The 23,015-nt window shown below is 35.8% G+C and carries 23 protein-coding genes; 8 read left to right on the forward strand and 15 right to left on the reverse strand.

Going from position 1 to position 23,015, the window contains the following annotated elements:
- The first annotated feature begins 72 nt into the window (after positions 1–72).
- Positions 73–708: an outer membrane lipoprotein periplasmic chaperone LolA1 gene (gene lolA1 / locus AC1RNE_RS19400; protein ID WP_492803249.1), complete on the forward strand. Its 636-nt coding sequence runs from the start codon at positions 73–75 to the stop codon at positions 706–708.
- Between the two features lie 157 nt (positions 709–865).
- On the opposite strand, the gene AC1RNE_RS19405 is transcribed toward lolA1, so the two are convergent.
- The 13 genes from AC1RNE_RS19405 to asnS form a co-directional block, all read right to left on the reverse strand.
- Complete coding sequence (locus AC1RNE_RS19405; RefSeq protein ID WP_492803250.1) at positions 866–1,660, reverse strand: sterol desaturase family protein; 795 nt, start codon at positions 1,658–1,660, stop codon at positions 866–868.
- Between the two features lie 225 nt (positions 1,661–1,885).
- A complete protein-coding gene (murA, locus tag AC1RNE_RS19410) occupies positions 1,886–3,193 on the reverse strand; it encodes a UDP-N-acetylglucosamine 1-carboxyvinyltransferase (RefSeq protein WP_492803251.1) in 1,308 nt (435 codons plus the stop codon).
- A 78-nt stretch (positions 3,194–3,271) separates the two neighbouring features.
- Entirely contained in the window at positions 3,272–4,108 is an 837-nt protein-coding gene (locus AC1RNE_RS19415) for a DUF4290 domain-containing protein (protein WP_309921222.1), read from the reverse strand.
- Between the two features lie 41 nt (positions 4,109–4,149).
- Positions 4,150–4,479, reverse strand: coding sequence for a diacylglycerol kinase family protein (locus AC1RNE_RS19420; RefSeq protein ID WP_492803253.1), 330 nt, complete (start codon positions 4,477–4,479; stop codon positions 4,150–4,152).
- A 49-nt stretch (positions 4,480–4,528) separates the two neighbouring features.
- A complete protein-coding gene (locus AC1RNE_RS19425; RefSeq protein ID WP_492803255.1) occupies positions 4,529–5,194 on the reverse strand; it encodes a DUF1361 domain-containing protein in 666 nt (221 codons plus the stop codon).
- Positions 5,181–5,606, reverse strand: coding sequence for a hypothetical protein (locus AC1RNE_RS19430; protein WP_492803256.1), 426 nt, complete (start codon positions 5,604–5,606; stop codon positions 5,181–5,183). Before AC1RNE_RS19430 ends, AC1RNE_RS19425 begins: the two co-directional genes overlap by 14 nt.
- Positions 5,603–7,093: a DUF4153 domain-containing protein gene (locus AC1RNE_RS19435; protein ID WP_492803258.1), complete on the reverse strand. Its 1,491-nt coding sequence runs from the start codon at positions 7,091–7,093 to the stop codon at positions 5,603–5,605. The genes AC1RNE_RS19430 and AC1RNE_RS19435 overlap by 4 nt, the downstream gene beginning before the upstream one ends.
- A gap of 38 nt (positions 7,094–7,131) precedes the next feature.
- Positions 7,132–7,431 (reverse strand): winged helix-turn-helix domain-containing protein, encoded by a 300-nt coding sequence (locus AC1RNE_RS19440; RefSeq protein WP_492803259.1) that lies wholly within the window; start codon positions 7,429–7,431, stop codon positions 7,132–7,134.
- 242 nt (positions 7,432–7,673) lie between these two features.
- Positions 7,674–9,092: a cell envelope integrity protein CreD gene (gene creD, locus AC1RNE_RS19445; protein ID WP_492803260.1), complete on the reverse strand. Its 1,419-nt coding sequence runs from the start codon at positions 9,090–9,092 to the stop codon at positions 7,674–7,676.
- 95 nt (positions 9,093–9,187) lie between these two features.
- A complete protein-coding gene (locus AC1RNE_RS19450) occupies positions 9,188–9,487 on the reverse strand; it encodes a winged helix-turn-helix domain-containing protein (protein WP_492803262.1) in 300 nt (99 codons plus the stop codon).
- A 48-nt stretch (positions 9,488–9,535) separates the two neighbouring features.
- Positions 9,536–10,147: a hypothetical protein gene (locus AC1RNE_RS19455; RefSeq protein ID WP_492803263.1), complete on the reverse strand. Its 612-nt coding sequence runs from the start codon at positions 10,145–10,147 to the stop codon at positions 9,536–9,538.
- Positions 10,148–10,230: 83 nt separating this feature from the next.
- A complete protein-coding gene (locus AC1RNE_RS19460) occupies positions 10,231–10,695 on the reverse strand; it encodes a nuclear transport factor 2 family protein (protein ID WP_492803264.1) in 465 nt (154 codons plus the stop codon).
- Between the two features lie 94 nt (positions 10,696–10,789).
- Entirely contained in the window at positions 10,790–12,220 is a 1,431-nt protein-coding gene (asnS, locus tag AC1RNE_RS19465; RefSeq protein ID WP_492803266.1) for an asparagine--tRNA ligase, read from the reverse strand.
- Positions 12,221–12,651: 431 nt separating this feature from the next.
- Here asnS and rpoN point away from each other — a divergent pair, with 431 nt between their 5' ends.
- The 3 genes from rpoN to AC1RNE_RS19480 all read left to right on the forward strand — a co-directional run bounded on the left by rpoN (position 12,652) and on the right by AC1RNE_RS19480 (position 15,715).
- Positions 12,652–14,109 carry an RNA polymerase factor sigma-54 gene (gene rpoN, locus AC1RNE_RS19470; protein WP_492803268.1) on the forward strand — a complete coding sequence of 486 codons (1,458 nt, stop codon included), beginning with the start codon at positions 12,652–12,654 and terminating at the stop codon, positions 14,107–14,109.
- A gap of 108 nt (positions 14,110–14,217) precedes the next feature.
- Complete coding sequence (locus AC1RNE_RS19475) at positions 14,218–14,868, forward strand: hypothetical protein (RefSeq protein WP_492803269.1); 651 nt, start codon at positions 14,218–14,220, stop codon at positions 14,866–14,868.
- 67 nt (positions 14,869–14,935) lie between these two features.
- Complete coding sequence (locus AC1RNE_RS19480; protein WP_492803270.1) at positions 14,936–15,715, forward strand: enoyl-CoA hydratase/isomerase family protein; 780 nt, start codon at positions 14,936–14,938, stop codon at positions 15,713–15,715.
- 540 nt (positions 15,716–16,255) lie between these two features.
- Here the strand turns inward: AC1RNE_RS19480 and AC1RNE_RS19485 are convergent.
- Positions 16,256–17,635 carry a Gfo/Idh/MocA family protein gene (locus AC1RNE_RS19485; protein WP_492803271.1) on the reverse strand — a complete coding sequence of 460 codons (1,380 nt, stop codon included), beginning with the start codon at positions 17,633–17,635 and terminating at the stop codon, positions 16,256–16,258.
- A 160-nt stretch (positions 17,636–17,795) separates the two neighbouring features.
- On the opposite strand from AC1RNE_RS19485, the gene AC1RNE_RS19490 reads away from it, so the two are divergent.
- Both AC1RNE_RS19490 and AC1RNE_RS19495 read left to right on the forward strand, forming a co-directional pair.
- Entirely contained in the window at positions 17,796–18,818 is a 1,023-nt protein-coding gene (locus tag AC1RNE_RS19490; RefSeq protein WP_492803273.1) for an SPASM domain-containing protein, read from the forward strand.
- Between the two features lie 115 nt (positions 18,819–18,933).
- Positions 18,934–20,073 carry a poly(ethylene terephthalate) hydrolase family protein gene (locus tag AC1RNE_RS19495; RefSeq protein ID WP_492803274.1) on the forward strand — a complete coding sequence of 380 codons (1,140 nt, stop codon included), beginning with the start codon at positions 18,934–18,936 and terminating at the stop codon, positions 20,071–20,073.
- Positions 20,074–20,199: 126 nt separating this feature from the next.
- Here AC1RNE_RS19495 and AC1RNE_RS19500 read toward each other — a convergent pair whose 3' ends face one another.
- Positions 20,200–20,952 (reverse strand): hypothetical protein, encoded by a 753-nt coding sequence (locus AC1RNE_RS19500; protein WP_492803275.1) that lies wholly within the window; start codon positions 20,950–20,952, stop codon positions 20,200–20,202.
- A gap of 202 nt (positions 20,953–21,154) precedes the next feature.
- On the opposite strand from AC1RNE_RS19500, the gene AC1RNE_RS19505 reads away from it, so the two are divergent.
- Complete coding sequence (locus tag AC1RNE_RS19505; protein WP_492803277.1) at positions 21,155–22,168, forward strand: sensor histidine kinase; 1,014 nt, start codon at positions 21,155–21,157, stop codon at positions 22,166–22,168.
- Positions 22,165–22,884: a LytR/AlgR family response regulator transcription factor gene (locus AC1RNE_RS19510; RefSeq protein WP_492803279.1), complete on the forward strand. Its 720-nt coding sequence runs from the start codon at positions 22,165–22,167 to the stop codon at positions 22,882–22,884. The genes AC1RNE_RS19505 and AC1RNE_RS19510 overlap by 4 nt, the downstream gene beginning before the upstream one ends.
- The last annotated feature ends 131 nt before the right edge of the window (positions 22,885–23,015 follow it).

Here is a 23,015-nt window from a genome sequence, read left to right on the forward strand (position 1 = left end):
TTTTATTACGATTGATTAAACCAAACAATACTTGTTTTGTCCAAACGAAAGCAAATTAAAATATATTACAAAATGATGAACAAAAAGATTTTTTTACTTGCCATTTGCCTAATAATTACTGTAGTAGGGGTAAAAGCTCAAGATTCGAAGGCTGGAGTAATTATTGATGCCATGCAGAAAAAGTACAAATCAATGAAAGCATTTAGTGCTTCATTTACGTATGGTGCGGATGGTTCAAGTCAGGTTTTGCAAGGAAATATTACGGTAAAAGGACAAAAATATCGTTTAAAAACAAGCGGACAAGAGATTTATAACAATGGTAAAGAGGTTTCTACGTATATCAAAGAAACCAATGAAGTGAATATTTCGGAATATGAACCATCGGATAATGATTTAAACCCTTCAAGAATTTATTCATTTGATAAAAAGGGGTATCGTTATGTGTTTATTCAGGAAGTAAAAGAAGGAGCGGAGTCTTATGAAGTAATTGAGCTTTCGCCAGAAAAGAAAGGCACGCAGGTTTCGAAGGTGAAAATTAAATTGAATAAAAAAGATAAGTCTGTGAAAAGCTGGACTATTACCGATAAAAATGGTAAACGTCAGACTTTCAAAGTAAACAATTTTGTTCCTAACGTACCTGTAGATGATAAATACTTTGTTTTTGACAAAAGTAAATTTCCAGGGGTTGAGGTGAATGATTTGAGATAGGTTTCTGTGAGACTTTAGGATGTTGGACTGTAAGACTTTAGGAAACAGTCTAAGCATAATTTTTATAAAATAGATAATAAATGCCACTCACTTCACTAGCGAGGGACTTAAGTCCCTCGCTAGTGAAGTGAGTGGCATTCGTCTTTAACAGCGTTTTCTACTGAATTTCCTTTCTCTCCTCAAACTCTTTTACAAAATTAGGGCTTTCTGTTTTGCCTATCTTGTCCCAAAAGGTAAAGTACAAACCATAATTGTAGCGATAATATTTATGGTGATGACTGTGATGTGTAGCGCCAATTATGTATTTGCCCAGTTGGTTTCCAACGATGTTTTTAGGATAAATTTCAATGTCTAAATGGTTAATGGCCGCAGTGACGGTCATAATAGTTAAGTGAATCACGATAGCAAAAATATGCATGGGTAGAAAAATTACAATCAATGGCATAATTAGGGCTTCTAAAATACCTTCAATGGGATGGAACGAGAAGGCCGTCCAAGCGGATGTAATTTTACTTTCATGATGGACATGATGTACTATTTTGTAAACCTTGGGCTGGTGCATCCAACGATGAATCCAGTAATAGTACGTTTCATGAATGAACATCGATAATAGAATACTAACAGGAAACCACATGAGCGGGAATGCATTAATATCTAGATAAATAGCTGTATGTCCTTGTTGCCAAAGTACTGCTGTAAAAGCTCCGATAACAGAAAATATCAAGGCGGTGAGTAATGACCAAAATATTTCTTTGCGGAATTGTTCGGGAGGATATTGCTTTTTGTTGAGCTTTCTAATTTCCCATATTTTTGATTTCCAAATGTAGAAATAAAGGTGAAATATACTTGCCAACAAAAAGTAACGAAAAACCACTATGGCAAATATGACGATGCATAGCCACAAAAAAACAATCGGTTCAGCAAAGTTGAAATTAAATACGTTTGGTATCATATTGTTTCAACTTTATTGAACCTAAAAATGTTTTAAAAAGTTTTGAGCTATGAGCTATGAGCTATGAGCTATGAGCTATGAGCTATGAGCTATGAGCTATGAGCTATGAGCTATGAGCTATGAGCTATGAGCTTTAGGCTGTCAGTCGTCGGTCTTCAGCTTTTGGACATTTGCCGTTAGTTGTTGCATGACATGATAGTACAAATAATCACTCACTCACAATTATTAAAGCCTTACAATCTCAGCACCAATAGCATTCAAACGCGTATCAATGTTTTGATAACCTCTGTCTATTTGCTCAATGTTTTCAATGATTGAAGTACCTTTTGCCGACATTGCTGCAATCAAAAGAGATACCCCTGCACGAATATCAGGAGACGTCATTCTGATACCTCTTAGTTGTTGCTGGCGATTTAATCCAACGACAGTAGCACGGTGTGGGTCGCAAAGGATAATCTGAGCACCCATTTCAATCAATTTATCAACGAAGAACAAACGGCTTTCAAACATTTTTTGATGAATCAATACCGTTCCTTTTGCCTGAATAGCTGTTACTAATACAATGCTTAGTAAGTCGGGCGTGAAACCCGGCCAAGGATGGTCAGAAACGGTAAGCATAGAGCCATCAATGAATGTTTCTAATTCATAATGTTCTTGAGAAGGAACATAAATATCGTCACCTCTGATTTCTAGTTTAATACCCAATTTTTGGAAAACCAAAGGAATAATGCCTAAATCTGGAATAGAACAGTTTTTGATGGTGATTTCTGATTGCGTCATAGCGGCCATACCGATAAACGACCCAATTTCAATCATATCTGGTAACATCGTATGTTCAGTACCTGTCAATGATTCAACACCTTCAATCGTCAGTAGATTAGACCCTACGCCTGATATTTTAGCGCCCATTCTATTCAACATTTTACAAAGCTGTTGCAAATAAGGCTCGCAGGCTGCGTTGTAAATAGTAGTCGTACCTTCTGCTAATACTGCCGCCATTACGATATTGGCTGTACCCGTTACAGAAGCTTCGTCTAACAACATATAAGAGCCTTTCAATTGCGAGGCATCTACTTCATAAATTCCACCTTCTTCTTGGCTATAATTGAATTTTGCACCCAATTTCATAAAGCCATAAAAGTGGGTATCTAAACGTCGGCGACCAATTTTATCACCACCTGGCGAAGGAATTCTGCCTTTTTTGAAACGTGCCAACGTTGGTCCTAACAACATTACTGAACCACGGAGGGCAGCAGCTTTTCTTTTATAAGTTTCTGAATTTAAGTAATCAAGGTTTACTTCAGAGGCATCAAACTTTACCGAAGATTCTGCGATGCGAGTACAACGAACGCCCATATCGCCTAGCAGGTCGATTAACTGATTCACATCTCTGATATTCGGTATGTTATGAATCGTTACAGGGTCTTTTGTCAATACTACTGCACACAAAATTTGCAATGCTTCGTTTTTTGCTCCTTGCGGAATAATTTCGCCTTTCATTTGGCGACTACCAGTTACTTTGAATGATGCCATGTTTAAACCTTGTATTGTCTATCTAAAAGTTGAGATAAGTATTTTGGAACGATAATATTGAAATACCTACATCACAAACTATCTTCTGTTTCTATTATTGCTGTTGTTATTATTATTGTTACGATTATCGTTTCTACCGTTGTTATTATTACGATTATCGCTTCTACCACCGTTGTTTCGTGGGTCTCCACTACGATTGCCATCGTTTCTGCCTCCGAAGTTCTGACGACCTCCGCTATTGTTATTACGACCATCGTTTCTACCACCATTGTTACTACTAACGTGTGTATTTGGTGGAGTAGGACGGTTGTTGGCATTACGCAAATTACCTAGCGACGAATGTCCTGAAATAGCATGCACGATAGGAGCAAGGGTGTTATTAGAAATCTCTAAGATATGTCCCCAGATTACCTCATCGTCTACTACTTCACGATTCCAGTTTTGATAGAACGTTTTCATCAAACGCGCGATATGAGCCACCAAAATACGTTTTTCATTATCGTCTGTTTCAGCAATAGCACGGGCAATCAACAATTCTACATTACGGCCATAATAGCGATAACGCAATTGATGCGTATTATAAGGAACTGTTTTAGGAAGTTTACCTACAGCATCAGGTGATGGTGGAGGGAAAGGACTATCAACATCCAACTTGAACTTAGACATGATGTATAAATCATCCCAAAGTTTGTTGGTATAATCTTGCGTATCGCGCATATTAGGGTGAACCTGACGCATCAATTCAACCAATAAATATGCATATTTGGTACGCTTCTCTCTATCTTGAACCGTTAGGATATGGTTCACTAATTTCTGGACGTTGGTTCCGTATTCTTTCATGATATAATAAGGACGATTTCGGTATTCGTCGTGAATGGCTCTTGCTAAAAGGCAAAAATAGGAATATTTATTCAATGAATTTCTGAAAGCCTTAAAACTTTCAGCAAGATGAATATTTATAACGAAAGTTTAGGGATAAATATGATAATTCCTACAATTATCGCAAAGATTGAGGCAATTAGCACCGCACCAGCGGCAATATCTTTGGCTTTGCCTGCCAACGGGTTAAAATCAGGAGAGACTAAATCTACTAAGGTTTCGATAGCAGTATTAACGGCTTCCAGTATCCAGACTAAGGCAATTGCTAGCAAAATCCAGAGCCATTCATTTGAGGAAAGATGAAAATAAAAACCTGCTGATACTACTATGGTAGTAGCTAAAAGATGAATACGAGCATTGTTTTCAGTAATAAACATTGAAACTATGCCTTGAATGGCAAAAGACATACTTTTTATGAATTTCCGAAAATCAATCATCTAACAATTATTATTAAGGTTATTGGTCATTCAAATGAATCAAGCTATAAAGCATACAATATGCCAAGCCTATAAAAGTAGCAAATTCAAAAGTTATTAAAATAGCCGTTGGATTGCCAAACGAATGTAAAACATATTTGGCTAATGGCATAGGATGAATGAAAAAATCCCATGAATTAAAGCGTTCAATCCTGCCCAAAAACACTCCATAGCCCGATAAAGTAATCGAAGCAATAGTAATTACCCTGCTTAGTGATTGTGAAAAACAGGCAGTCCATATTTTCTGAATCCAGTACAAAGAAAGCAGTCCGCAAATCAGACTTACAAAAGCAAAAGTATAAATCATTATCTGATGATGCCAATATGAACTGCCGTTATTCGTATAAGGGTAAAGGTGAACCAAATCAGTGATAATATAAGGGGCATTCGGAAAAAACAATAGCCATAAAATGCTATAAGCCAATATTTTAAGAGGCTGATTCAAGTTGGTGGAAACTAGTTTTTCCATATATAGCACAATGAAGACGGGTACCCAAGCAAGAAATAGATTCCAATTGATGCCTATTAAATAGATATTATGGAAAAAGAAAGCCTCAAAAAGAAATAAAGATACGGCCATGCCCGACATCAAGCCGAGGCTAATAAATACTTGTTTTCTCCTAGTAGAGATACTATACGTTTTCATGATTTTTTTCTTGGTGTTTAAAGTATAAATGATAATAGCAAAATATATTGACTAGTGAGTAGATAAAAAGAACTGCAAAACCTCCAATAATCCACGTTAATTCATCACCCTCATGTTTGCCATTATGTAACATAAAGGCTGTGGCAAAGACAGTAAGTGTATAGCAACAGAATATGGCGAAATAGTAATAAGTTTTTATATCTACTTTTTTATAGTAGGATGAATATAAAAACAGGCATGTTTCAATAATGAATACCTGGATAAGCAATGCAAGCGTGCTATAGAATATTAATATACCTAAAGCATTTAATGAAAATGTTATCTCATCTACGTATGTAAAGAGTCCTGTAAAAATTACAGCACTCCCCGCTAAGGGTGAAAGAATGATTGCTCTAGCTCTTCTTTTGCTCATCTGCTTATTTGTTTAAAGATTTGATTATCAGCATAATTCCAAGACTGCCATTGTTTTGTCTTGTAATTATCCTCAAATCGTTTTAATGCAAGTAGAATAAATGCTCTTTGTGAAATAATAGGTGTAGAACTGGTATGATTATCATTTTTTAAATGGGCGTAGTTGTATACGTTAGTATTAAGATTGACTTTGGAATTACTTAGTAAAGACTTTGTCGCGGGTAAGGTGTTATCACTGAGGTTTAATAAATAGGTTACATCTAGCTGTTTGGCTGTATGAATATTGTATTGAGCAATGGTATTGTCCCAATTGATAAAACTGCTGATAACCAATAGGCTATATGCAAACCATGTATTGGTTCTAAATAAAAACCAAAGTGTTTTTCGGTGTTGTACTTTCCAGAAAGTGCTGATGATACCAGCCATAGAAAGTATTAAGAAAACATATACACCTATACGTTTGTAAGTCAAACCAAACTCGGTGATATACAATTGGTTTTTGAAAATAACACCTGTTAATAAGATAGTATTCTGCAAAAGCCATAGATAAGAAAGCCTTTGTAACCATTGATTATTGGTGTAGAAATTCTGGTTAGCTCTGAAATAATATAAAATAAGGCTAACGGCTAAGAGGGAACTAAAAATCAGGGTATTTACGCCTTGATGAACATATTCAGAATAATTTACGCCATTGGGTAATGCCTGATTTGAAAACATGGTAGAAAAATCGACAATGTTGAAAAATAGGATAAGTAAATTCAACATCGTAAGCGAAATAATACCTTTTGTATTTTCCATTTTCAGGATGGTCAATTGAAAATTTCTTTTTACTTTTCTCTTGACTCTGACTAAGACATTTGGTTGAGCAACATCCCATTCGGTGAGGCTTTCACTCAAAAATTGATAGTAAAAACCAAAGCTTAAGAAGATTCCTAATCCTAAGAAGAGTAGGTATTTACCCGAAATAAAGTCTAGTGAAAAATGAAAATAGCTTTGGAATACAGGATTGGCAGAGGCATATAAAAAATAAAAGACCAGCGTAATTAATAAAGGAAATACATAGAAGGCGGCAGATTTGCTGATTGAAAACCTACTTTTCTGTTTTGCAGATTGATGAAAAATATATTTATCAAAGCCTTCAAATAATACTTTAAAAAAGGATATCATCAATGTGCCAATGCCCTTATACAAGCCTATATACACTGAACTTTGGCTATGATTGCTCAGACCAATTAGTAAAATCAACGAAAAACCATTGGCAATGATAGCCAACATAGTATGTTGCCAAATAATCATAAGGGCCGACAGAATACTTCCGCTAACAGCTATGAGCCAAGTCCTATTATTGAATAATGCAGGACGAACGATGAGCATCGTGCTAATCACTACAAGTGTAAAAATTAAGAAATTAATGCCAGCAGTTTGTTCATAAAACATATAGCTGAATGTAAGGGAGGTAAGTGCCAGCGAGATTTTTTTAGTATCCATGATATCCTTAGTTGCAAATTACTTTGAGTTTAAATTTTTTATAGAGAGCCTTTGATTAATGCTTCTAAAGCATTCAGGTGTTCTTGAAAAGCTTGTTTTCCTTCGACAGTAGCTTGAAAAGAAGTGTGAGGCTTTTTGCCGATAAAGGCTTTTCTGATTTTTACGTATTTTTCTTTTTCTAAGGCGGTAATATGCGAGGCCAGATTGCCGTTGGTAACATTCAGAGCCTCTTTGAATTCATTAAAATCAACCCAATCATTTACTATCAAGAGTGACATAATACCTAGCCTTACACGGTTTTCGAATGATTTATTTATGTTAGAAATAATAGTTTTCATAACGTTCAATCTGATAATTTATAAGGTTCAATTATCAAACCTTTCAATCAAGATTCATATTTACGGTATGTCAGAATGCCGTAGGTAATGTGTAAAAATGCAAAGCCAATTGCTTACTATTGGTTGAGAAAACCAACAATTAAGCCCAAAACGATTGATAGGAATATTGAAATTTCTCATGGTATTTAGAAAAATGGACAGCTTGTCTATTTAAGCAGACAAGACTGTCCTGCATAGAACTATTATTCTTTATTATTGTAGGCACGATACCAGTCTATATTTCGTGTCAGATACATCACAACCGTCAGAATGATTAATAAGCCGATACTTCCAAGGAGTAAAGAATAATCTTCCAGTTGTAGTAATGAATAGAAAAATCCATAAAGCAATGAAAGTATACCATTGAATATCATGGTTGTGCGTGAGTTTTTGAAAATGCTTTGCGTGTAAAAAGTAATCAAAGTCAGTATCGTGACACATCCGATTAGGTAGGCAATATTGAAAGAGAGATGTTCGGAAATTGCCAATAAAAGCACATAAAAAAGACAAATAGCAAACCCTACCAAAAGATACTGAATGGGGTGCAAGCGTTTTCGATTAAGAATTTCTACGAAGAAAAAGGCGATAAACGTGATGACAATAAACATCAAATTATATTTAGTTGAACGCATCGTTTTTTGATACTCATCAACTGGTAAAAGTAGTTTTACACCAAATGAACTTTGTAATTCGCCAATAACTTTTGTACTCCCACCATCTGAATAAGCAACTGTTGTTTGGTCGTGAGGAGTATTATCTTGATAGTTTAGGGCTAAACCGATAAAATTACCAACTCCTTGTTGAGGATAATTTCTATTTAGATGCAATTCATTCCAAACAGCTTTAAAGCCTTTTTTAGTTATTTGGCGTTCGTCGGGTAAAGATTCCCCCACGAAACTCGGCGTTCCCCAAGATGACTCTATCGTTACTTTTGTTGTTTTTCCAAATGGGAGAAAATCAATCTCTTTACTACCATTTAGGTTAATGTGAGCGTCAAAATTGATTGTTTCAGCCGCTAAGTTAATCGGGCAACTTGCCCCAGAAGCAAATAAATCTTTTGATTCAATGCCAGAATTCATTTCAGCATCTATACCATTGATTTTTAGTTTAATTGATTCTTTGATTCCTTTCATATCGGTTATTCCAAAAGAGATAAAAGCTTCAGAAAATAAAAATCTTTCTTTGGGAATTTTCAATAATTCTACATTTGGCTTTTTGAAAAAGCCCTGTATATGAAGTTGAGCATTATAAAGCATCACGACATAAATCCCTCTATATCTTTTTTCTGGAATCAGTTTTCCAGTAATGTTTAGTTGCTCGGGTAGGAAATGAGCGTACGCTATTACAGTTGACTTTTTACCTTTATCATCTTCCTGAATGATGGTGTAGGGAATGGTAATAACTGCCCCACCAATGGTCTGATTACTTCCCCATTTAGAAGTTATTTCTTCCTCAGCTATATCTCTGGTTATTTGTCTTTCATGAATCAAACTTTCTAACATTGTAGAAGGAATCATCAATAACAGTATGAGAATGAAGATGGAAAAAAGTTTTAGCATGACCGAGCTTTTTACCCAATTATTAAAGCGTTCAAAAAGTGATAGTTTTTCAGGAGTTTCCATAATTATATTGGAGTTAAAATAGTGTTGTGCAAATTACTTTGAAATTCAAAGTATAAAGTTTTAAAAAAACGAATGTATACCATTCGTCTAAGTTTTTATAGAGAGCCTTTGATTAACGCTTCTAAAGCATTCAAGTGTTCTTGAAAAGCCTGTTTCCCTTCGACAGTTGCCTGAAATGATGTATTGGGTTTCTTGCCAATAAATGCTTTTCTCACTTGTATATATCTTTCTTTTTCTAGGGCAGTAATATGCGAAGCCAAATTACCATCGGTAACGTTGAGGGTATCTTTAAATTCATTAAAATCTACCCAGTCGTTCACCATCAAGATAGACATCACACCTAACCTTACACGGTTTTCAAAAGATTTATTTATGTTAGAAATAATAGTTTGCATAATGTTCAATCTGATAATTTATAAGAACTCAATTATCAAATCTTCAAATCAAGATTCATATTTACGGTACATCACTATTCCATAAACAATGTGTAGTACTCCAAAACCAATAGCCCAAAATAGTAAACCAAGCTTCCATTCGTCCAATACACCACAAATTAAGCCCAAAACGATTTCGATATAACCGAGGTATCGAATATCATCATAAGTATATTTAGAGGCGTTCACAAGGGCTAAACCATAAAATACCAACGTGGCGGCATCTATTAAATGCGGTGCGTGCTTTAATAAAATCAAGCTAAACAAACCACCCGCCACCAAAGGAATAGCCATGTTTGAAAAGAGTCTTTTAGACGAACTACTCCAAATGTTTATCCCCTTACGTTTGGCATTTCTGATACTAAAATATGCCGAAACGCTAAGTGAAAGTATTAAAACACTGATGCCGTCAATGATAATATATTTTAACAACGGGGCATTGTCTTGTAAATTCAAGTAGTTAGAAGGATACTCAGACAAAATTCTTTGATAGGCCAAATAAGCACCTATCAAGGCAAATGAGCCTGCAAATACGCCTGATAATCCACTAAAGGAAATAAATCGGCTGGAACGTTCCATCATAGAACGTATTTCAGAGATATCTTGTAAGTGTTGATTCATTTTCAAATTACTTTGTATTGCAAAGTACAATCTAAAAAAATAAAATTCCAAATGTTTTTTGAAATTTTATTTAATAATGTTCATTACTCACATTTCCTACGTGTATCAGCCAAAGCAATAATTTTCCAACCGCTTTCGGTTTTATAGAATTGAAAGGCATCTACGCCGCAATGTTGACGCTTACCATTTACATACAATTCGTAGGGCGTCCAAGCAGTTGCCATATTGCCGTCTACTCTGATTTCATAGCTTAATACTCTTTCTTCTATTTGTATATTGGCTGGTAATGAGCCAATGTGTTTGATAAAACCATCCGCATTCTCCTCGGTGGTCAAATCCATGAGGTTAGTCTTACGATTAATACCAATTGATTGCATCCTAATAGAAGGATGGAAGGTAGCACGAATCATCGTAGAATCATGTTTTTGCATGCCATCAAAAAGCTGCACCACTACAGCCTTTACCGCTTGTTCTTCAGGATTTTGAGCAAGAACAGCAAAAGTGGTACATAAGAGAAAAAACAAAAAGTAAATAGAATTTTTTAACATAGCAGTATTGTTTAGTGACAAAGTGAATGAGTGATTTGAGGATTAATTTACAGAAAAATAATCACTAAATCACTCATTCGCTCACTCACAACTATCAAAACTCTGCTGATTTCGGTGTACGTGGGAAAGGAATCACGTCACGGATGTTGGTCATACCTGTTACAAACATCACCAAACGTTCGAAACCAATACCAAAACCAGAGTGTGGTGCTGTTCCGAATTTACGTGTTTCTAAATACCACCAAATCGTATCTTCGTGGATGCCTACGTCTTTAGTACGTTGTAATAATTTTTCGTAATTATCCTCACGTTGCGAACCACCGATGATTTCGCCAATACCAGGATAAAGTACGTCCATTGCACGAACCGTCTTACCGTCCTCATCCAGCTTCATATAGAATGCTTTGATGTCTTTTGGATAGTTCGTCAAGATAACTGGTTTTTTGAAATGCTTTTCAACTAAGTAACGTTCGTGTTCAGACTGCAAGTCGATGCCCCATTCAACTGGGTATTGGAACTTACCTTCTTTATGGCGTTTTGATGATAACAAAATCTGGATAGCTTCTGTATAAGTAAGTTTTACGTATTCGTTATCAATCACAAAGCGAAGTTTTTCAATCAATGCTAATTCCGAACGCTCTTCTGCTTTTTTAGTTTTCTCTTCTTCTTTCAAACGGTTTTCAAGCAAAGCTAAATCGTCTGCACAGTTTTCTAAAGCATATTTAATGACATACTTTGTAAAATCTTCGGCCAAACGCATGTTGTCTTCCAATTCATAGAAAGCAACTTCTGGCTCAATCATCCAGAATTCTGCTAAGTGACGAGCAGTATTTGAGTTCTCAGCACGGAAAGTAGGTCCGAAAGTATAAATCTTCGATAAAGCCATGGCTCCTAATTCACCTTCTAGCTGTCCAGAAACTGTTAGGTTAGTTTCTTTACCAAAAAAATCCTCTTTATAATTTACAGTACCGTCTTCGTTCAATGGAGGATTCTTAGGGTCAAGGGTAGTGACGTGAAACATTTCACCCGCACCTTCAGCATCCGACCCCGTAATGATAGGCGTATGCAAATAGAAGAAACCGTTATCATTAAAATATTTATGAATAGCAAAAGCCAATGAATGACGAATACGGAGTATGGCTGAAAATGTATTAGTACGTGGACGCAAGTGAGCGATTTCGCGCAAGAACTCTAAAGAGTGTTTCTTTGGTTGAAGCGGATATTTCTCTGGGTCGGCAGTACCGTATACTACAACAGATTTTACTTGTAATTCTATTCTTTGTCCCGAACCTTTAGATTCTATTAATGTACCTGTTACGGCTACGCACGAACCCGTAGTAATTAATTTAAGCGTTTCTTCTTCAATAATACCCGGTTCAGCTACAGCCTGAATATTATGAATTACAGAGCCGTCGTTAATATTAATAAAAATTACATTTGGTTGTACACGTTTGGTTCTTACCCAACCTTTTACGGTTATTTCTTGGCCAACTTGGGCTTCTGCTAAAATTTGCTTGATTTGCATTGGTATAATTTCGGATTTTTGATTTTTAGCTTGTTTATCAACAAACAAAAAACACTCGTACTATTGATTTACTAGAATTCAAAATTACTTACAATTACCGAATTAGATGGTATTTTTCATAGTTTATAATTTATCATACATTAAATTTTATCATTGAACGTTAAAATACTAAAGCGTTACTTGATTGTCTGGCTAGTTAATTTTCTTGAAAAAAATACCTTTATTAACTTCAAGGAATAAATTGACGGGGTGCTTAGTTTTTGATTATTAATATTTTACATATTTTTACTGGAAATAAATTGAAAATAATAAACAAGGTGTAATTAAATTCAATAAATTTGGCAAGATAGTTGATAAGGCTGTCATTTCGAATTTTCATTAACCATTTTGCCTTGATCGTTTTACGATTTCTAAATCGCATTTAATACTTTATGCAAAAATTAAGTCTTAATCAAAGTCTCCAACAAAGGCTATCTCCACAACAGATCCAGTTTATTAAACTGTTGCAGATACCTACTTTTGAATTATCCGCTCGGATTGAGGAGGAGTTAGAAATTAACCCTGCTTTGGAAGAAGGTGCAGAAGTAGAAGTAAAAGAAGCTGATGAATACGATGATGATTTTGACGATTATGCTGATGAAGAATTTAAAGAATATGATGATAGAGACATTGATGTAGAGTCGTACCTGAGTGATGATTATAATGGCTATAAGATGCAGGGAGATGGTAATTCGGATGATGATGATAAGGATATGCCGATAGCCATGTTGTCGAATCTGAACGATCATTTACTTTCACAATTGGGATATTTGAGGTTAGACGAGCATCAAGAAATAATAGGGCAACAGTTGATAGGCTCTATTGAATCAGACGGATATATTCGTCGCCCACTACAGGCTATCGTTAATGATTTGGCTTTTACCCAAGGAGTTTATACCACCATTGAAGATATTGAAATTGTATTAAAACAAATTCAAACCTTTGACCCCGCTGGTATTGGCGCACGAGATTTACAAGAATGTCTTTTACTACAGTTAGACCGAAAAGATATTCACGAACCTTTTGTACAAGATGCCATCAGAATTATAGAGGATAGCTTTGATGAATTTTCAAAGAAGCATTACGACAAGATTCAAAAACGCTTAGATATCAGTGACGATGCCCTGAAAAAAACCATCAAACTGATTACCAAGCTGAATCCCAAACCTGGGGCTGCCGAAGAAGATGGTGGCGTAATTCAATACTTGCTTCCTGATTATATCCTGACGAATACCAATGGCAAATTAGAATTATATTTAAATGCTAAGAATGCCCCTGAATTGAGGGTTAGTCACTCGTTCCATGAGATGTTGGATACTTATGAGAAAAGTGATAAAAATAACAGGGCCATCAAGGAAACGGTTACTTTTATCAAACAAAAACTAGATTCTGCCAAATGGTTTATTGATGCTATCAAACAAAGACAAAATACGTTGTTAAGAACGATGAAGGCTATTTTGGATTATCAGAATGAGTTTTTTATGACAGGTGATGAAACAAAATTAAAACCCATGATTTTGAAAGACATTGCTACGCAAATTGACATGGATATTTCTACCGTTTCCAGAGTCGCCAGTAGTAAGTCTATTCAAACAGAGTTTGGGTTATATCCTTTAAAATATTTCTTTTCAGAAGGTATCGCTACCGATTCTGGCGAGGATGTATCTAGTCGTGAAGTAAAAAATATCTTGAAGGAATTAATTGATAACGAATCTAAGAAGAACCCACTTTCGGATGATAAACTAGAGAAATTCTTGAATGAAAAAGGCTATAATATAGCCCGAAGAACCGTTGCCAAATACAGAGAACAATTGAATATCCCTGTGGCTAGGCTTAGGAAACAATTATAAAGTGATGAGCTGTGAGCAATAAGCATTGAGCTTAAGTAAAAGAAAAAATGCTCATAGCTCATAGCTCATAGCTCATAGCTCATAAAATCATAAATAAACAAAAACCACTTGAATACACGTTTTGCCCAAATATTATCAGCATTGTTGCATCCATTAGCTATGCCGACAATTATTTTTGCTGTTCTGTTTTATATTGCACCAGAATCCATTCATAATCTTGAGTTATTTAATGGTACTTCAAGAGTAGGCATGATGAGTTTGAAATTGGGACTTTTGTTGCTCATATTCTTACAAACTTTTGTACTGCCAGTATTCAGTATTTATGCGCTGTATCGGTTTAAAATCATCAGTGATTTAAAAATGGAAACACTGTCGGATAGGCGAGTACCTTATTTGGTTACGGTAGCTATTTATACGTTTGTAGCAGTATTTTTCACCTTCAAACTGCATCAATTTCCCGAAGTATCCCTTATTCTTACCAGTATCGCTTTTTCTATTTCAGCCGTAGCTTTTATTAGTCTTTACTGGAAAATATCAGCCCATGCCGTAGGCATCAGTGGCACCGTAGGGGCTTTGTTGGGGATTGCCATTAAATTTGGTACGGTAGCATTATTCTATCCAGTACTAATTGCCATTTTGGTAGCAGGTTTTCTCATGTCGGCTAGGTTATATCTTAACGCCCATACACCCGCTCAGATTTTAGCAGGAACCATTTTGGGGATTACTGTTAGTTTGTCGGTAGTCATCTTCTTTATTTAAAATGTTATGCTTGCATAATAAATAAAAAAGCCTCAAATTAGAGTTGGTAAATCAAAAAACAACTCTCATGTATCAGCATCTTATCTATCATATTCAGGATGGTGTTTGCACCATTACGCTCAATCGACCAGAGGTTTATAACGCCCTTAACACAGCCCTCATTCAAGAAATAACCCAAGCCATTGAAGCAGTGCATACTGACGAATCTGTACGTGTTGTTGTATTGACAGGTGGAGGCGAAAATGCTTTTTGTGCAGGTGCAGATTTGAAAAGTGGTATGAGCAATGCAACGAGCTTGGGAGATTCCCTTCGGAAAAACTATAATCCTATGATTTTAGCCATTCGCAATTTACCCAAACCTGTAATTTGTCGCCTAAATGGTACAGCAGTAGGAGCAGGCTGTTCGTTGGCGTTGGCTTGTGATATTATCATTGCGGCAGATAATGCCAAGATGTCTCAGATTTTTGTGAGTATAGGGTTGATTATCGATGCAGGCTCTTCGTTCTTTTTACCAAAATTGGTTGGTTCACAAAAAGCCTTTGAATTGTGTTCGACGGGTAGGGTAGTAGAAGCACAAGAATGTTTTGAGTTAGGATTGGTCAATTCAGTAGTACCCAAAGCTGACCTCGACTCAGCAGTCCTTAAAATGGCAAAACAATATGCCAACTCAGCCACGACGGCAATAGGTTTAATCAAAAAAGTATTGAACCAATCATCATTTTCTAGTTTAGAAGAAATGCTAGAATTAGAGGCTATCCATCAAGATTTGGCTGGACAAACAAAGGATTTTGAGGAGGGAGTGACTGCATTTTTACAAAAAAGAAAACCAGTTTTTAAAGGTTTTTAAGATAGAAAACGATTACAATAAAAAAAAGTCGTTAGCATGACCAACGACTTTTTCAATAACCCTAACCCATAAAAAATCTGTAAAAAACTATACTATACGTAATCAGCCAAATTAAAAATTCACCCAAAATCTATTATTAGTTGACGAAGAAATTCGTCAATTTTTGTTTATAATCGACTTAGATATTAAGTATGCAACTCAATGCCAATAGGCTAATACATTGATTTTGCCAAAAAGACAATAAGTAATAAACCCTATGGTTTATACCCTAATATGAAGAAGTGTATTCCAGAGAATACGATTCAACGAGTACCACCAACTCATTTGGTGAAATGATTTGATGATATATTAATTCTAGTACAAGATGTGAAACATTTTCATTAAAAACAAGTTAAATGCGGATTATTTTTGATTTAATGCGAAAATGTACTTTAAGTTTATTGTGAGTCTTAAGCGTGTAATGCTGTTTAATTTACCCTTTATCCCTAGCGAGGGACTTAAGTCCCTCGCTAGGGATAAAGGAAATTCTTCTCTTATATTTTAACCCAATTTCATCGTTTCTGGATTCCAAATGACGGGTTTGCCTATTTCAGCACTTTTATTACAAGCCAATGCTGGGGCGGCGGCTCTTAATCCAAAAGTAGCATCTTCCCAGACTGCTTTGCCTGTCCGAACAGATTCGAAGAAATTGATAAAATGATCAAGCCTTGAGTCATAATTATCCACAGCTTTGAAAGTGATTTCTTTACCATATTGCCATTTAGTATCTTCGTCAGAATATAGGGCTTTGTAGGCTTTTTTAGATTCTTCTTGTTCTGCTTGCGAGAAAGTAAATAGCGAATCATACCCACCGATTTCTGGAGCTTTAGGTCTTTTAAAGTTTTTCACTTTCATACTACTCCACGATAATTCAATTACCCCTTCCGTACCAATCAAACGGGTGGGAGAACCTCCACTACCACCATCAGCTAGGTTTACTCGCGTAAAAAACTGAAACGAAGGATTGGTACTTGTAGCAGGATAATTCATCAAAGCCGTAACAATATCGTAGGCATCTCTACCATCTTTCCAAAGATTCAAATCGCCCAAGGCAAATATTTTATTGGGTCCCGTAGACCCCGTAATCGTATGCAAATTGGTTAACAAATGCACAAATAAGTCTCCCGCTACCCCCGTTCCGTAGTCTTTATAGTTTCTCCAGCGGAAAAACCTTTTGGCATCAAAAGGCATTTTAGGAGCATCGCCAACATAAGTATCCCAGTCAACTGTTTGAGTAGAAGCATCCGTAGGAATAGTATATTGCCATGCACCATTGGCAGAAGTACGGTCGTTGGTAGCTTCTACATACACCAATTCGCCAATAATACCCGACTCATAGATTTTTTTAGCTTCCGCCGTAACAGTGCTACTTGCCACTTGTGAACCTACTTGAAAAACTTTACCCGTTTTTTTCTGTGCCTCAATTACCGCCTTGCCTTCTTCAATATGATGAACCATTGGTTTTTCACAGTAAACATGTTTGCCTGCGTGCATAGCATCAATGGAGATTTTATCATGCCAATGGTCGGATGTACACACTAATACCGCATCGATGTCTTTTCTATTCAGGATTTCGCGGTAGTCTTTTGTCGTAAAAATATCTTTTCCCCACTTTTCTTTTGCTCTTTCCAATCGTCCAGTGTACAAGTCACAAACCGCCACTAGTTCTACACCAGGTACTTTCAAAGCAGTATCAGCATCGTAATGCCCAATAATACCAGACCCAATCAAGGCGATTCTGACAGTATCATTAGCACTGATTTTAGCGGTTGATTCCAAAGTGAAAGTTTTGCCATAAGCATCACTCAGGGTTGTACCACCAATAAGCATTGCCGAGGTTCCACTGATTTTTCTAATAAAATCTCTTCTTGAATGTGACATAGTTAAATTGGATGTTTGATAGTATATTTTTAAGCGAGGAATTTCGTTAAATAAATTACTACTTAATTTGAACAAATGTGTGTTACTTTATCCTGATACGTTCATTTGGCATTTCAGCCATTTGGCGGTATCTTGCACGATACAATGTACAACTAACAAGATGAACGGAAACCTTAAAGATGGACTAAACCTACTCTCGAAACTTACGCCAAAGCGAATTTGGAATGGTTTAAAAGTGGCTACTAGTTTTTATAATTCTAAACTTTTGGGGAGACCAACGCAATGGGGAATGCCCATTAGCATTTCTTTTGAACCCACTACTTCTTGCAATTTGCGTTGTCCTGAATGCCCAAGTGGACTGCGTTCTTTTACACGCCCCACTGGAATGTTAGAGGGAGATTTATTCAAACGAACCCTTGATGAACTAGAAAGCACGTTACTCTATTTAATCTTTTATTTTCAGGGAGAACCATACCTACATCCACAATTTTTGGATTTGGTGGGTTATGCGGCTAAAAAAGGAGTTTATACTGCCACATCGACCAATGCGCATTATTTAACAGATGCTAATGCCAAAAAAACGGTAGAGTCGGGCTTGGATAGATTAATTATTTCGATTGATGGCACTAGTCAAGAAACTTATGAACAATATCGTGTAGGAGGGAAGTTATCGAAAGTAATTGAAGGCACAAAGCATATTGTAAAGTGGAAAAAAGAGTTGAAATCTAGTACGCCTCATATCGTTTTTCAGTTTTTAGTCGTACGACCAAACGAACATCAAATTGAGGAAGTAAAACAATTGGCTAAAGAGTTGGGCGTGGATGAAGTAGGCTTAAAAACTGCCCAGATTTACGATTATGAAAATGGTTCTGACCTTATTCCGACAATCGACAAGTATGCACGCTACAAAAAACAAAGCGATGGAAGCTATAGTATCAAGAATGAATTAATTAATCATTGCTGGAAAATGTGGCATTCATGCGTAATTACTTGGGACGGTCTAGTAGTACCTTGTTGTTTTGATAAAGATGCACACCACCGTTTAGGCGATATGAAAACCCAGACTTTTACTGAACTATGGCATGGAAAATCATATCAGCAGTTTAGACAAACCTTAATTCGCTCTCGTTCAGAAATAGAAATGTGTAAAAACTGTACGGAAGGCACTCAGGTTTGGGCGTAGATTCGGGGCTGTTTGCTTTTGGTTTTTCTATAGTAGCACGAGTTTCCAACTCGTAAATTAACGATTGCTTTACGAGTTGGAAACTCGTGCTACAGAAACAAAAAAATAATTTGATATGGGCAAGGTATTATTTTTAGGGTTCTGTCTAATAACCTCTTGGTCAATCATTCGACCAGTTGAAGTGGAAACAAAGCAATTAAACTACGGGCCTTATCAAGTGGGGTTTAGGATTGAGCAACAATATGATAGCACTCGGATTTATCAGCCAAATAAGGGTGCAACATACCGACCGTTATCTATTCATATTTGGTATCCTGCCAAGAAGGCATCAACGGATAATCTGATGCTTTACGGAACGTATATAGGGCTAGAAACTCAACGGGAAGTGTTTGCTATCACTGATTCTAACCAAGTTGCTGCGTATTGCACTAATGTGGTGGGAGGATATCGCCAATACGCCTTAACCTTTATGAAAAATCTTACAGTGAGCATAGATGATATATTGCATGCCCCCACAAAAGCGATTTATAAAGCAACGCCTGTTAATAGGCGTTTTCCAGTTATCGTCTATGCACCTTCGTTGAGCAAATCGGCGAATCAAAATCATATTGCTTGCGAGTACCTTGCCAGCCACGGTTATATTATCATTTCAGTTGCGTCAGCGGGTGAACAATCGCAGACAATGACCAAGGACACAGCTGGTATCATGGCTCAGGTTAGAGACTTGGAATACATCACGGCTCAAACACAACAACTGCCCAATGTTGATACTTCCAAAATAGGTACTTTTGGATTCAGTTGGGGAGGTATGGCTAATGTCATTTATCAAATGCGGAACCCAAACGTAAAAGCATTGGCCTGTTGGGATGGTAGCACCGAATATCAGGATTATGATCTTATAAAAACCGTTAGCGATTTCAACCCTGATAAATTGACGGTGCCTTACTTGTATTTCAGCAATCAAAACGAGGACTGGTCCACTTTCCCTTTCTTTCGTTCTTTAGCTATTACTACGAAGCATTTATATAGACTTAAAAAGTTAGAACATGCGGAATTTACGGCCTATTGGCCTTTCTATGCTTCTCTTAAGCGAACTACTTCTTATCAAACTGACAGTTACAGTGCCCTATGCCACTATACATTGGCTTTTTTCGATGCTTATCTAAAGGATAGTAAAAAAGCCAAACGGGTTCTTCAGAATTCAAGTGAGGGAAATGGTTTTAGCACTAAGACAATTACTCGATTGCCAATTTGAGGTATCTTTTAGTATTAGCAAAACTTATTATTCCTTTGTAAAGAGCAAATAGTGGTTGATAGGCTCAAAATGATGGATTTTTTCAATTAGGCATCGGTATACTATATGGAAAATTCAGGGAATGTATCAATATAATTTAACCTTAAAACGATACATTCCTTGAAAGTATTCTTTCATTTTAATTACTTCACCACTTTTTTCAGAAAGATAAAAAAGGGCATAATAATTAGGATGAGTAGTATCTGTATGCTTTAATATCCAACAATTTGTCTTTGTATCAATATTGACAGCTATGGCTTCTTTCCCTACTACTTCATACAAATGATAAGCTGGAATGGGACTGTTGGCATCCATGAACGAAATCAGAAAATGTTGCCCAATTCGTTTAATAGGAAGTAAAGGATAAGTCTCCAAATCTAACTCCCAGTTTAAAATAGGTATATTTAGCGTGATTTTTGGGTTTTTAATGACTTTATTATTTGCTACAGTGTCTGATGCTATCATCTCTTTTCCAACAAAATCATACGCTATGATACCTCTTTTCCCATAATTAGCTTTGTGAAAAATAGGCTTCATTGTTGCTCTTTCACAGATGTTAATCACATTGGCTATAACAGTGTCTTTATTAATCCATTTCCAGCCAAATTCTACTACAGGTTTATGATTAAGGGTCGAAAAATGAGTGTTTCTTTCCCAAATGTCGCCAACTCCTTTTCTGACGAAATTACTGTCTGTGAAATAAACTAAGTAAGTAGCTTTACCTTCTTGCAATCGCTTGAGATTGAGTTTGCTGTTGGTGGCAGTAATAGTGTCAATTTGTCCCAAGCTTTTTATGTTGCTCAACAATAAGAACAAGAATAAAAATATGATATGTTTCATAATAATAAATAAAAATTAGAAATTGATTGTAATAACTTTACAAAGCTGTTTAGGATAAGAAAAGACAACAAACTTATTCAACCGATTACGCTTTTATTTTAACCAATGCTATTATCATCTATTTGTAGTATTTGGTTGAATAAATGATGTCATTGGTTGAAAAAACCATCATCTAAAGCAATATCTAGTTTATTTTTATACTATGTTGATAGGTATTAAACATTATAACGATTGGGTATGGCACGTAATCGGTTGGTCGTTGGTTTTTATTCTTAGTCTTTTAGGTGCCCTATCCAGAGATGGCTTCACAGAATCACTGACGTTTACTTTACTAGCTTTACTTTTTTATATTTTAATTGTGTACTCCAATGTATATGTATTCATTCCGTGGCTATGCTTCAAGCAAGGAATATTCATTTATACGTTGGCTTGTTTACTCTGGCTGGTATTGCTTACATTTTTGCGAGCACAAGTGTCTGGATGGATTTACACCTATTTTTTTTCGGGAAAATCACAACCCATTTTACTTAAACAATACAGTACTGTTTTGATTGGTAACTTGTTTATTTTCTTATTTAGCTTTGTGCTACTGCTAATTTTACGTTATCGTTTGGTGTCTCAAACAGCCACCATGCTTAAAATGGAAAATCAGAAAGCCGCATTAGATTTATTACAGTCGAGAGTACAACCTCATTTTTTGTTTAATACGTTGAATAATATTTACTTCGAGGCCGTAAAAGAATCGCCACTTACAGCACAACTAATCGAAAAGCTATCTGACATGATGCGATATTTTACCGAAGAAAGTCACCAAGAAAAAGTATTACTGAGTAAAGAATTACAGTTTATCGACCATTATATTGATTTGGAACTCATTAGGATGCGTTATCCTCCTTCGATACAATTTACTCGTTCAGTCTCCGAAAATACTATGATTCCCCCTATGCTATTGATTACTTTTATTGAAAATATTTTCAAACACGGTATTGACAAAACTTCTCCTCAAAATGAAGTTATCATATCGTTGAAACAAGAAGGACAGCAATTGATTTTCATAACTCAAAATAGTTTACCAGCCATTTCTGTTACCCAAAAATCGGGCTCTGGTTTGTCCAATCTTGAACGCCGCTTAGCATTAATATACTCATCTAATTTTGAGCTATCTATAAAAAAGACAGCAAGTAATTTTACAGCCACTTTAGTTATAACATTATGACAAACATACGTTGTCTTATTGTGGATGATGAACCTGCTGCCATAGGTTTGATTGAAATGTATGTTCAACAAGCAACTAATTGGCAACTAGTAGGAAAATGTTATCATGCACTTGAAGTAATTTCATTGTTGAAACAACAAGAAGTAGATGTTATTTTTTTAGATATCAATATGCCAGGTTTAACAGGTATGGAATTAGCACAATTTTTACCCAAAAATATAAAAATAGTGTTTGTAACTGCCTATGCAGAACATGCTATAGAGAGTTTTGAGTTTGCTACGATTGACTATATGTTGAAACCACTAACCTTGCAAAGATTTTTAAAGTGTGCTGAAAAGATTAATAATGAATTTATAAAAAATAATGATTTATTGAAGAAACTGGGTGATGAAGAAATTCACCAAGAATACTTTTTTGTGAAATCTGGAAAGCTTATCGAAAAAATTGCCATTAACGATATTTTGTATTTCGAAGGAGAAAAAGAGTATGTAAAATTAGTGACACCCCATCGACCAGTCTTGTTATATCGTAGAATGAAAAGTTTAGAACAACAACTTCCCTCGATTTTTTTCAGGGTGCACCTTTCATTCATTATTAATATAAATCATATAAGTAAAATTGCGGATAATCATGTATATATCGGTAATCGAGTAATCGCTATAAGTAATACATATCGAGAGAGTTTTCTGGAAATGATTAAAAAAAGAAGTTTATAATATTTAAACTATCTAATTAACCACTCGCTTGGCGTAGTGTTTTTATACAGTAGCACGAGTTTTCAACTCGCAAAGCAATCGTTAATTACGAGTTGGAAACTCGTGCTACTGAAAAATGCCATTTCAAAATA

The organism is Arcicella sp. GW822-FHT02H01, assembly GCF_058802005.1.